Annotated in this window: 10 protein-coding genes; 3 read left to right on the forward strand and 7 right to left on the reverse strand. The window is 44.9% G+C overall.

Going from position 1 to position 12361, the window contains the following annotated elements; all coding sequences use genetic code 11:
* The first annotated feature begins 174 nt into the window (after window positions 1-174).
* Both AAGR14_RS18255 and AAGR14_RS18260 read left to right on the forward strand, forming a co-directional pair.
* Window positions 175-2895: a carboxypeptidase regulatory-like domain-containing protein gene (locus AAGR14_RS18255; protein ID WP_342645678.1), complete on the forward strand. Its 2721-nt coding sequence runs from the start codon at window positions 175-177 to the stop codon at window positions 2893-2895.
* A gap of 21 nt (window positions 2896-2916) precedes the next feature.
* The gene (locus AAGR14_RS18260; RefSeq protein ID WP_342645679.1) at window positions 2917-3525 is read left to right on the forward strand and encodes a class I SAM-dependent methyltransferase; all 609 of its coding nucleotides are present in this window, start codon (window positions 2917-2919) and stop codon (window positions 3523-3525) included.
* On the opposite strand, the gene AAGR14_RS18265 is transcribed toward AAGR14_RS18260, so the two are convergent.
* Window positions 3513-4274, reverse strand: a complete 762-nt coding sequence (locus tag AAGR14_RS18265; RefSeq protein WP_342645680.1) for an oxygenase MpaB family protein — start codon at window positions 4272-4274, stop codon at window positions 3513-3515. The two genes, AAGR14_RS18260 and AAGR14_RS18265, sit on opposite strands and share 13 nt — an antisense overlap.
* Before the next feature lie 148 nt (window positions 4275-4422).
* Here AAGR14_RS18265 and AAGR14_RS18270 point away from each other — a divergent pair, with 148 nt between their 5' ends.
* The gene (locus AAGR14_RS18270; protein WP_342645681.1) at window positions 4423-6528 is read left to right on the forward strand and encodes a beta-galactosidase; all 2106 of its coding nucleotides are present in this window, start codon (window positions 4423-4425) and stop codon (window positions 6526-6528) included.
* A 124-nt stretch (window positions 6529-6652) separates the two neighbouring features.
* Here AAGR14_RS18270 and AAGR14_RS18275 read toward each other — a convergent pair whose 3' ends face one another.
* From AAGR14_RS18275 to AAGR14_RS18300, 6 genes are all read right to left on the reverse strand, one after another.
* Window positions 6653-7687, reverse strand: a complete 1035-nt coding sequence (locus AAGR14_RS18275; protein WP_342645682.1) for an arabinan endo-1,5-alpha-L-arabinosidase — start codon at window positions 7685-7687, stop codon at window positions 6653-6655.
* A 17-nt stretch (window positions 7688-7704) separates the two neighbouring features.
* Window positions 7705-9384, reverse strand: coding sequence for a beta-xylosidase (locus tag AAGR14_RS18280; RefSeq protein WP_342645683.1), 1680 nt, complete (start codon window positions 9382-9384; stop codon window positions 7705-7707).
* Window positions 9385-9477: 93 nt separating this feature from the next.
* Window positions 9478-9969, reverse strand: a complete 492-nt coding sequence (locus AAGR14_RS18285) for a hypothetical protein (RefSeq protein ID WP_342645684.1) — start codon at window positions 9967-9969, stop codon at window positions 9478-9480.
* On the reverse strand, window positions 9953-10447 hold the full coding sequence (locus tag AAGR14_RS18290; protein WP_342645685.1) for an SRPBCC family protein: 495 nt from the start codon (window positions 10445-10447) through the stop codon (window positions 9953-9955). The genes AAGR14_RS18285 and AAGR14_RS18290 overlap by 17 nt, the downstream gene beginning before the upstream one ends.
* Window positions 10448-10449: 2 nt before the next feature.
* Entirely contained in the window at window positions 10450-11406 is a 957-nt protein-coding gene (locus AAGR14_RS18295) for a hypothetical protein (protein WP_342645686.1), read from the reverse strand.
* 19 nt (window positions 11407-11425) lie between these two features.
* Complete coding sequence (locus AAGR14_RS18300) at window positions 11426-12355, reverse strand: TIGR01777 family oxidoreductase (RefSeq protein ID WP_342645687.1); 930 nt, start codon at window positions 12353-12355, stop codon at window positions 11426-11428.
* Window positions 12356-12361: the final 6 nt, after the last annotated feature.

The following is a 12361-nucleotide window of genomic DNA, read 5'->3' on the forward strand; positions in this document are numbered from 1 at the left end:
TCCTGTTTCATCCATTAATACCAAAGCACTAATTAGTACCCTCTTTGTTACCTAACACCTCCTTTTTACTTCACAATAAAACGCCTGTTTAAAGGTTTAATGTAAAAATATGTTAACTAACTTTTAAATAAAGGTTCAGGTTAGCATATTTACTGCAACATACCTCATTGATCAATGATATACCGTTACGCTATTGTTTGTTTATTATTAGCTTTTTTTAGCCAGTCTGCCCAAGCGCAGCGCGACAGCATCCCATTAAACTCAATTATAGAAAAAACCGGAAAGCTATCAACCGGCCGTCCGGTAGAAAAAGTTTATGTACATTTTGACAAACCTTATTATGCCGTTGGAGATACCATTTGGTATAAAACTTACTTAACAGATAATTTTAGGCAGCCTTCGCAGCTTAGTAAAGTAGTATATGTAGAGATAGCCAACAGCCGCGATTCTATTGTAGATAACTTTAAACTTCCGGTACGCAACGGTGTAGCCTCCGGCAATATTGCTTTAAATCCTCTTAACTATAAACAGGATAATTACCACATCAGAGCTTATACCAAATGGATGGCCAATTTTGACGCCGCCTACTTTTTTACCAAGTCTATCCAAATAGGCAATGCGGTTGATAAATTAGTAAATACCCAGGTAACTTACAGTAAAACAGGTGCAGATAAATCAATGCGGGTAAATTTGCGGTTGGTGTACAAAGACCCAAATGGTGTGCCGCAAGCTAACAAGCGTATAAGCTGGGAGGTATTGAGTACACTGGACGATATCGCTAAAGGCAAAGGTAACACCGATGCATCGGGAGCTTATACCATTAGTTTTGTAAATAGCAAGGGTACCGACCTGTCAAATGCCTCCATAGTAGCCTTTATTGATCTGGGCAACAAAAAAACTGCCGGCCGTACCTTCCCTTTAAAGCCATTGCTGAACAACAACGATGTACAGTTTTTTCCGGAAGGCGGAGAGTTACTTAACGCTGTGCGTACTAAAGTTGGCATTAAAGCCGTTGGCGGCAATGGTTTGGGTACCAGTTTTACCGGCACAATTACAGACAACACCGGTCAGGTGCTGGCTAATGTTACCTCGCAGCATGCGGGTATGGGTGTGTTTGTACTTACACCGGAGGAGGGTAAAACTTACAAGGCTGATATTGTTTTTGCCAACGGTGTTAAAGGCACTTACAACCTTCCTAAAGTACAAACTACGGGTTTTGCTATCAATATTAACAGCGGCGATGCAAACCAGTTGTCGCTTAAACTATCAACAAGTCCGGCATTTTTTCAGGCCAATAAAGGCAAAGCTTTTTACATTATTGCGCAAAGCGTAAATACTGTCTGTTTTGCGGCACAAACGTTGCTTAAAGAACAGATTTATTCGGCCACGATACCTAAAAATAAATTCCCGACCGGCATTATACAATTTACGCTCATGTCGTCGGCCGGTGTGCCATTGAGCGAACGTTTAGTGTTTGTGCAACAGAACGACCAGCTTAACCTAAGCATAGCCGGCGATAAACCCAGCTACACCGCACGGCAAAAAGTGAAGTTAAACATCGCGGCTAAAAATAAAACCGCACCGGTAGAGGGTAATTTCTCGATAGCAGTAATAGATGAAAACAAAGTGCCTGTTAATGAAAGCGACGAAACGACCATTCTTTCCAGCCTCTTGCTTACCTCAGACTTAAAAGGCTATGTTGAAAAGCCTAACTATTACTTTACCAAAATAAGCGATAAAACGGCAGCCGATTTAGATTTACTGATGCTAACCCAAGGCTACCGCCGCTTTACTTATACAGATGTTATTGCCAACAATTATCAGCAAATATTCTTTTTACCGGAGCAGGGAATTGAATTAGGCGGAACTTTACGCACTCTTAACGGTATGCCGTTTAAAGGTGGTAACATTAAATTACTGATACCAGATAAATACTTTTCGGCCTCGGCGGTGAGCGATCCGGAAGGAAAGTTTAAATTTAATAACCTGGTGTTTGCAGATTCGGCCAAGGTAGTAGTATCAGCTAAAAATAACTATAATGGCAAAAACCTGATGCTGATGATGGACGGGCAAACCTATCCGGCTGTCCCCAAAAATCAGTTTTACCCTGATGATGATCAAAACATTGACAGTACCATCAATACTTATCTGCAAAACAGCAAAAACCTGATGGATCGTATGCGCGTTTTGAAGGAAGTTGTTGTACGCGCCCCCAAAGCTACACCGCGTATTGACCACTCTGCTTACCCGGCCTTAACCGGCTTAAGCAACATCCCCGACCATTTAATTACTGCCGAACAATTAGGCGGTTGTGCTAATATGCTGTTATGTTTACAGGGCCGCCTGCCTGGGGTAACGTTTGATAACAATAACTTCTACGTATCGCGCGATTTTAACCAGGGGCGCCGTGTACCTATGCAGGTATTTGTTACCGGTATGCCGGTAGATGTGAGCTACCTTAACAATATGCAAAGCACCGACGTAGAATCAATTGAAGTGTTTTTGAAAGATGAATTAGGTTTGGTAAGCAACTCGTATCAGGCTAACGGTATTATTGTAATTAACAGTAAGAAAAAACCTACCGGCGGCACTAAAATTAGTTTGGCCGAGTTTCAGGATTTGCTGCCTCAGCCTAACGTAGTTAATTTTACCCCTAAAGGATATAACTTTAGTCGCGAGTTTTACTCGCCGAAATATGACGTAGCCAAACCGGTAGGTGTTGATTTACGCAGTACCATTTACTGGAACCCGCACGTAATTACCGATAAAGCTACCGGCAACACCAGCGTAGAGTTTTATAATGCCGATGGCAAGGGTACATACCGGGTTGTAATTGAGGGTTTTGATAAAGATGGTAACATCGGCCGATTTGTGTACCGTTATAAGGTACAGTAATCAGCCTATTTTTTGCTTTTGATGAACAACCTGCAAGCGTTATTCGGCAATATTGATATTTATCTTTTCGACCAGTTACTGAAATGCACCTATAACCAATGCCATAAGATATTGGATGTAGGTTGCGGCGGCGGTCGTAATATCGTTTACTTTTTACAGCAACGCCATGACGTTTATGGTATAGACCCAAATCCTGACGCTATTGTTGCAGTTCGGGAATTATCTGTTATGCTCACTGGCAAGGATACCGCAAGCAATTTCAGTGTAGGTTCTGCCGAAACCATGCCTTTTGAGGCTAACACTTTTGATTTGGTAATTTGCAGCGCAGTGCTGCATTTTGCGCAAAGCAAACAACATTTTGAAGCCATGCTCACCGGCATATGGCAGGTACTCAAACCGGGCGGATACTTATTTGCCCGACTGGCTTCAAACATTGGTATCGAAAGCTTGGTGCAACCCTTAGGCAACAACCGGTACCTGCTGCCCGATGGCTCGGAGCGCTTTCTGGTGAGCGAGCAGGATTTAATGCACTACACCCAAAAGCTTAACGGCTACCTGCACGAGCCCATCAAAACCACCAATGTGCAAAACCTGCGCTGCATGACTACCTGGTGTCTTCAAAAGCTATAATCCAGGCTACGGATCTGCAACTTATAGCCGGCTGGTAAAATAGCTTCTTTTAATAACCAGTCTACTTTCATAAACCGGGTTACCTTGTAAAGCCATAATACCGGCTTTAACAACGGCAGGGTATTGAGTTCTAACATCTCTCTTACAGCATTGGGTACCAAAATAACCTGCACTTGTCTAAGCAGTAAGTAACGTACCCAACCTAAATGCTGCAGGTATTTTTTGTACAAATCGGCAGTGTATTTACTTTTAACCATATCTTGTTGTAGGTGGCTTTCGCGCATGTACGTCCAGTGCACATAGTTTTGCGGCAAACCTGTAATGCCCATACGCTCTCCAACTCGCCGAAAAACCTCAAAAACTTCCTGCTTCTCTGCATCTGTCATTTTCCTTTCCAGCAGTTCAAAAGACCGGATGGAGTAGTCAATCAGCATAAATAATACATCGCGGTATGCCCAATCGGGTATCTGTTCTCCTCTGGCTTTTTCTACTCCCTGATGAATATGGGTGATCTTATCTATTGCAGCCAAAGCCTGGTTATGCGGCAAAAAAAGAATTTGCCGGGCATACTCTACTGTCGAAAATAACCGGCCCAGTGGGTCTGCAGGTAAACGGCCGGTAAAGTATAACCAGTCGACCGCCTTATTCAAAGCAAACTCGGCTGCTGCGCCGGCAAAAATAAAAAGCACCGTATCGGCCTTTCCCCAAATGCTTCTTACAATGCTGTCTTTATTTACAAAATAATCCATTTTCAATTTTATAATTCAAACATATTAAAAGTACTTTTAAATACAAAGTATTATTTAATTTTATTATTTGCACACCGTCCTATTCTTACATGTACGTCATGGTGCTTTTCAATTTTAACCATACCTTAGTACATACCAATTATTAATTATGCACTGCCTTATTCGCTGCAAAAAATTAGCCCTGTGTTTACTCACCGCTTTAGCCATCAATTCGTCTTTTGCACAAAGTGCCGACAAGTTCTTTCCTAAAAAAGACCTAATGACCATCGGTTCTTACTATTACCCCGAGCAGTGGCCGCATGCTTACTGGGAGCGCGACCTGAAAAAAATGGGAGAACTGGGTTTTGATTTTACCCATTTCGGCGAGTTTGCCTGGGCATTTATTGAGCCCGAAGAAGGTAAGTTTGATTTTAGCTGGCTGGACGAGGCCGTTGCACTGGCACACAAAAACGGTATCAAGGTAATATTGTGTACCTCCAGCCCTACCCCACCGGTTTGGCTGGCGCAAAAGCATCCCGAAATACTGATGGTGAACGAAAACGGCACCACCATGCAACACGGCTCGCGCCAGCAAATTTCGTGGTCGAGTCCGGTTTACCGGCAGTATGTGAGCAAAATGGTAGAGGCCCTGGCCAAACATTATGCTAACGACAACCGCATCTGGGGATGGCAGTTAGATAACGAACCTTCGCACTACGGCCAATATGATTACAGCGAAGCAGCTCAAAAAAGCTTTCGTAACTGGCTTAAAAATAAATACCAGAATATCGACTCGCTGAACGCCACCTGGGGCACGGCCTTTTGGAGTTTACGCTACAGCACCTTTGACCAGGTACGCATACCCAATGCCAAAGAGCTGATTGCGCAGCCTAACCCTCATGCCGTTCTGGACTTTAAACGCTTTAGCAGCGATGAGGTGACCGAATTTTTAGGCATGCAATACCAGATATTGCGCAAGCACATACCCGCCAACCAATGGATTACTACTAATCTGATGCCCGAGCATGCCCCGGTTGAGCCCACCCGCATGACTAACCTCGACTTTGTGACTTACACCAAGTACCTGGTAGCCGGTTACGATAAAGGTATAGGTCCGCAGGGTTTCCGGATGGGGTCGCCTACCAGTATCGCTTATGCTAACGATTTATTCCGATCGGTTAACGGTACCACCGGGGTGATGGAATTACAGCCCGGGCAGGTTAACTGGGGTAAATTTAACCCGCAGCCACTGGCAGGTACCGTACGCATGTGGATATGGCATGCCTTTGCAGGTGGCAACAAGTTTGTATGCAATTACCGCTTTAAGCAGCCGCTAACCGGCGGCGAGCAATACCATTACGGCATTATTGGCACCGATGGCGTGAGTGTAAGCACTAGCGGTGTGGAGTACACCCAGGTAATTAAAGAACTTAAAAGCATTAAACCGCAGTACGACGCCAATGCCAAAATGCCTGCAGCCTATGCATCACGCTTAACGGCAGTATTATATAGCCCCGATAGCCGCTGGGAAGAAGACAACCAACCGCAAACCTACCAGTGGGACTACATGCAGCACCTGATGCGCTATTACGGCGGGTTAAAGCAGCTGAATGCCCCGGTTGATGTAATTACCGAAGACAAAGATTTTTCTAAATACCCGGTCATGGTAGCGCCATCGTACCAGTTGCTGGATGCTAAACTGGTGGAGCGCTGGCGCCGGTATGCCGAAAACGGCGGTCACCTGATACTCACCAGCCGTACCGGGCAAAAAGACCGCAACGGCAAATTATGGGAAATGAAATGGGCCGAACCTATTTACAACCTGATAGGCGCTAAAATATCTTTTTACGATTTGATGCCCGACAGTGTTAAAGGCACAATACAAATGAATGCACGCATTTATAACTGGAATAACTGGGCCGATATAATTGAACCTAACGCGGGTACCCAGGTTTGGGCTACGTATACCAACCAGTTTTATGCCGGTAAAGCAGCCGTGATTAACCGTAAACTGGGCAAGGGCAGTGTAACCTTTGTTGGCCCGGATACCGATAATGGCGATTTGGAAAAAGACGTTCTACGCCGCGTTTACCAACAAGCAGGCATCCCGATAAAAGAATTACCTGCAGGCGTAATTTTAGACTGGCGCGATGGCTTTTGGGTAGGCGTTAACTACGGCGACCGCCCTTACAATGTAACTGTTCCTACCAATGGCAAAGTGCTTATCGGCGACAAAGTTCTGAAACCTGCCGGTGTGGTTGTTTGGAAAGAGTAGAGCGTAATCATTGAAAATACATCTTTATCTGTTCTTATAAATTTTAAGAACAACAGACTATGCGATAGCAGGAAGGAACTAATTACTGCTTCCTGCTATAATCAAAATTTTTAATTTTCTCGGCTTATTTACTCCCTACTACCTGCATATTCTTTTGGTCATCAAGCTTAAAAAGCTTCGGGATTTCTGCAACAGCTGGCCAGCCGTCGGCATCTACGTAAACGGGTTTAATGTTTAGCAGCGAGGCGCCGTTGGCCGACCGGGTATAGGCATGATAGACGATAAATGTGGTATCCCGTTCGGTAAAAAAACCGTTGTGGCCACGGCCGGGCTCTTCGTAGTTACCTTCCAGAAAAACAGTATACTTATCGTTAAGCCAGCTTTCGCCTTGCTTGTTCAGGTATGGGCCTTTTATATTTTTAGCGCGGCCCATAACCACCTGATAAGTGCTTTGGATACCTTTGCAGCAAATGCCGCGCGATGCAAAAATATAATAGTACTCCGGCCCTTTGATGATATAACTCCCCTCGCCTAATGATGGTGTAATGGTAATGAGTTCAGGGTTATCTGATTTTAATTTTCCCGTTTTTTTATCCAATTCTACCAAACGCAAACCGGCTTTATATGAGCCGTATAGCAACCACACTTTACCGTTTTTTTCTACCACCACATTGGGGTCGATTACATTAACGCCTTTACCGCCGTTTTTAAATCCTATTACCTGTCCCTCATCTATCCATTTATAGGCGGGGTCATCAGTGTTTAGGGTAGTGTTGGTAGCGTAGCCAATGCTCGAATTAAAATTCATCCAAGCCGATACCGAATAATATAAGTGAAATTTACCATCACGGTAATGAATGTCGGGCGCCCACAAAGAGCCATCCTGCTCGGGGATATCGGTTTTAAACCAGGGTAAAGGGTTGGTAAAAACAGTACCGCTGTTTTTCCAGGTTATTTTATCTTTTGATGTTTTAATCGGGATGCCTTTGCCTGTGGAAAATATGTAGTAAGTATCGCCCTGCTTAATCATTACCGGGTCGTGTACACGTAGGTCACCTTTTAAAATACTAGTTTTCTCCTGAGCAGATGCCCGCACGCCAATCAGCCAAAACAAACTGCAAATCAGCAAATAGTGATAAGACTTTAAATAAGACATCATGAATTTAATCAAGTAAGCTACCAGGTAATCTTCAATAATTCCACATCCTGACGGGCCAATGCCGAGGGAATTGTTATTGTGTTATTTTTTATGTTTATCCGTTGCGGTTGCCCTATTTGCTGTAGCTGACCGGCTTTTTGCAACTGGCTGATTTGTGCAGCCGTAGGTTTTTGCGGCGAACCCATGTTTTTCCAGACGGTGTAGGCATTACTATGTTCCTGGTCTATTTTAAACCTGGTTACGGTAGCGGCTTGGCCGGTTAAACCGTTTACGGTAACCTGTACGTTTTCCGGAGCAGCAAACTGGTCATCATCATGGTAGCTCCATAGCATTACCGCTGCCTCGCGGCTACCTTTAGCCGCTAAAACACCAACATCGGCCGCTTTACGAATGCTCGAATCCAGAATATTGTTCAAAGCATACATCCGGTTACTGGTTGCTGCCACCCGGTTGCCCTTCATCTGGCCAAACATCCTGAACACGTTAAGCACCGGCTTATCTATGCCATTGGTAGCCAAATCGCGGAAACCGTAAAACCAGGGCTGGTCTTCAAATTCAAAAGCCCAGGTTACGGCGCCAATCAAGTTGAGCCCATATTGGTCGGCCAGTTCGTATTTACGTGCAAAGGCTGCCGCGGTGTAGCTCGAGTACATGGTACCATTACGATAGGCATTTTGCGGGTCGGTAGCCATCCCGCACGCGGCACACCCTTCCGGGTCTGACTCGCCTATTACAATCGGCGTATTCTTCAGCTCCGGGTGCGAGGCAATCATTTTAAAATTATCGTTGATGTTACGCAGTTGTGCCCGTACATCCATGCGTACTATACCATTTACCAGTTTGGGTGAGCCCTTGGCATGAAACAGAATTAAGTTTAACGGAGTACCGGTTTTGCCGGTGGCATAGTTGGTGCCTGTGAGGCAATGATTTATAAAATCATTAAGCCATTTGGTACCATTACCCGTTACGTCGGCACCACCAATGCGGGCACCAGGCAGCGACTTTTTTACGGCCATTACCGTATAGTCGTACAATTTAAAAAACTCCTCTTTGGTACCTTTCCAGTAAGGCGAGTTGGGTTCGTTCCAAACTTCCCAGTACCAGCTCAACACTTCCTTTTCGCCGTAGCGGGCCACGCTATGTTTTACCCATTGATAAACCAGTTCGGCCCATTTATCATAATCTTTGGGTGGGTAGGCCCAGCCGGTAATAATATCGGTGTAAGGGTCGCCTGGTTTCCAGTGGTGACGGTAAGGCTCCGGGTGTGTAGATAATGCCTCGGGCATAAAACCAATCTGCGCGAGGGGTTTCATGCCGCGTTTAACGTAAGTATCAATTATGCTGTCTATAATATTCCACTGGTAAACGGGCTTGCCGTTTGCATCCTCCGTATAAACGTTGGTCGATCCCCATTTAAGCGCCGCCTTTCCATCGCCGGTAACCAGCAAGCTGTGCGCACGTACATACACCGGTACGGGGCTCAACTGTGCAATTTCGGTAAGCAGCTTTTTACCGTCTTTCATGTAGGTGTAGTTGGGCTCGTCATAGCCAAACCAGGCCCAAATGGGTTTCATGGGTCCGATGGGCTTTCGTAAGTCAACCTGTATGGTAACAGGTGCCGTTACCTGTGCTTGTGTAAAACCAAAACAAGCCACAAGTCCTGTTAATAGTATTAACTTCAGATTTTTTGCAAACATAAAAAACAGTTATAATTGGCAATAACAGCTTTAATGCGGATAAAGCTTATGCCCTAAAAATACTGTTTTTAGCCTTTACTTGTCGTTTTGACATTAATTAAATTGCCTTTGCTCCAGCCTCCGGATATTGAAATAAGCAATGCCCAGCGGAACCGCAGCGACTACGCCGAACGAGCAATCAATCAGCTGCCAGAAGAACGGAATATGCCTGATAGGGCCGGCAATAAACGCCAGCGGGATAATAAGCAGACAAGCAATCAACCCAAACTGTATCACCCAGCTATTTTTAACCGGATTGAGCAACGGACCAATAAATAAGATAGCCAGCATCAGGTGCGCAAAAGCCAGCCAATCGGTACCATAACTCAGAAAAGGATAATTCAGATTGGTTTGTCTGAGACCGTTGTAAACAGTATGAAGCCAGGGTTGTAAAAGAGCAGGGAAGCTGTTGAGGTGATTATTGAAGTAAGCCAGTTCGCTCTCAATCGGGAAAGCGGTAATACCGCTAATAGCCAGTCCGGCGATGATGAACAAGATACATAACTTTGTGCGGTATATTAATTGTGCTTTAGTAAGCGTTTTCATGATGGTTGAGGTTAGATAATCTGATAAATTGTGCTTCGACGGTTTGCTTAAGCAACCGGTTACGTGCTGACAATAACTTTTGCAGGTAATTTTTTAATACCCACTGGTCTGCTAACTTGCCCAACCAGCCCAAAGGCGATTTAAATACAAACTCATCTACCATTATTGTTCCGCCATTTTGCGGCCAAAAGGCATGATAGTGTCTGAACCATTTAAACGGCCCGGAAACCATCTGGTCTACAAAAAATTCGTTGAGCTGCATTTCGGTAATTTGCACCTTAAGTTTAAACGGCAAACCAAAATGCCATGCCTTCCAGGTAACGGTTTGGTTCAGGTTAATCAGCCCCCGGGTTACGCCCGCTACGGCCTGCTCCTGGTGCCGCTGCATAGATTGCACATGCAGGTCGATACTCCGGGCTGCCTCAAAGCACACGTTTACTGGTGCCTGGATATAGGTTTTTAAATTAATGGCCGGCATAACTACTCCACCCTTTGTTTAATGACTTGTAAAATGTTGTTTTGGATATCTTTCATAATCCAGCTGGCCCACCAGGCTGCGTAAAAATTGAAGGTGGTGGTTAGCTTAAAGTGGCTGTACAAATGCAGCCGGTAAGTATTGGCGTTTAGCTTTTGCAGTACATAAGTACCGTCTAACACGTCAAAGTAGTTGCCTCCAATTACTACATGCTCATCCATTGTGGCCGAAGGTATTTCGTAAGGGTGGGCCTTAATGGTAAAACGCATTTGGCGCAAATCTTCGTAATCAGTTACCTGTTCATAAAACACCAAACCTTTCTCAAAAATGGCTTTGCGATAGCCTCCTACCCCGTTATAATTCAGTTCGGCGCGTACCGGCCTTGGAAAGCCCAGGGTGCTCGTCAGCCAGCCTTTATCGTCCTGCCTTTTGATGGCCTTAACACGGGTTACGTTTTGCCATATTTTTGCTTTATCAGCTTTAAGGTCGATAAAAGTATAAGCCTCATATACGTTAGCGATGCTGCCTATCCAGTTTTCTAACGGGGACAGCAGGAAAGGAAGCAGCACTACAAAAGTTAAGTAAGTATTTTCCTGGCTATTCTTTTTCAATTTATAATGCCCGGCTACCGCGCCTCCCAAAGAAGCGGCCGCAAGAAATAAAGGCAAAGCCATCAGCCAACAGGCCCATCCCTCTAATGCAAACACCAGCGTCACTACCAGAAAAGCGAAAATGGGTACCCAAGGCATAAAAGCCCTGTACAATTTACTTTTTACTTTCTCAACGTCTGACAAGTAAATTGTCAGGGCACCTATACCGAAGGGCACTAAGAATAAAAAACTGATGGACATTACGCTAAAAAGGCGGCCCCAATTGCTTACACCAAAAAGGAAATGTACAACGAGTGCAAAAATCAGGGGGATAACGATAACAATGGCTATTTTTCTTAAATTGTATTTCATGGTTTAACAGGTTGATTGTTTAACTTTTTTGTTTGAGGATATTGCTTATTGCAGATGCTATCCCGGCAAAGCGGAATGCATAACCAGCATCAAGCAAACGTTGCGGTGCTACCCAGCGGCTTTTTAAAATCAGTTCGGTTTCGGTGCCAATCAGCCGCGCGCCTATCTCGAGTAACCATTGAGGTGATGGCAGGCCGAATGGCATCCCATAGCATTTACGGATGGTATGCATCAAATTGGTATTGCTTACCGTTTGTGGTGCAGTACAGTTAATGATGCCGTCCATCTCCGGGTGTTGCAATAACCATTTGGTAATCTGTGCCACGTCCTGTTCATGTATCCACGATACCTGCTGATGCCCGTTGCCTTGTTTGCCACCCAGCCCCAATTTAACCAGGTTAAGCAACCGCGGAAATACGCCATCACCGCGGCCAAGCACAATGCCCATACGCAGGGCCACTTTACGAGCTCCGGGTGTTTGTGCCTCAAAAAAAGTTTGCTCCCACTCTTTACATACCTCTACCGAAAAACCTTGACCAATCTCGCCGGCAAATTCATCCTGGGCATGGTCTTCGGCGTGGCGATATATGGTGGCCGAGGTAACGTTAATCCACAACTTGGGTGGATGTGTAAGCTTACTAATGGCCCTGCCTAACAAAGCAGTTGGCTTTACCCGTGACTGGATAATTGCTTTCTTGTTTTTGTCGGTATACCGGCAGTTTACGTTTTTACCGCAAAGATTAATGAGCATATCTGCCCCATCAAGCACCCGCTCCCAGCTACCCTCGCTTTCACCGTCCCAAAGTACTGTTGATATGTTGCCTACAGTGGCGGCCGGCTTGCGACTTAAGATTACTATCTGATGGCATAAGTTTTTGTAGTAATTGGCCAATACCTGGCCCAGGTAGCCGTTGCCACCGGCTAATACTACTTTTTGATACAGTAACATGGTTGT

The organism is Mucilaginibacter sp. CSA2-8R (genome assembly GCF_038806765.1).
Taxonomy (GTDB): domain Bacteria; phylum Bacteroidota; class Bacteroidia; order Sphingobacteriales; family Sphingobacteriaceae; genus Mucilaginibacter.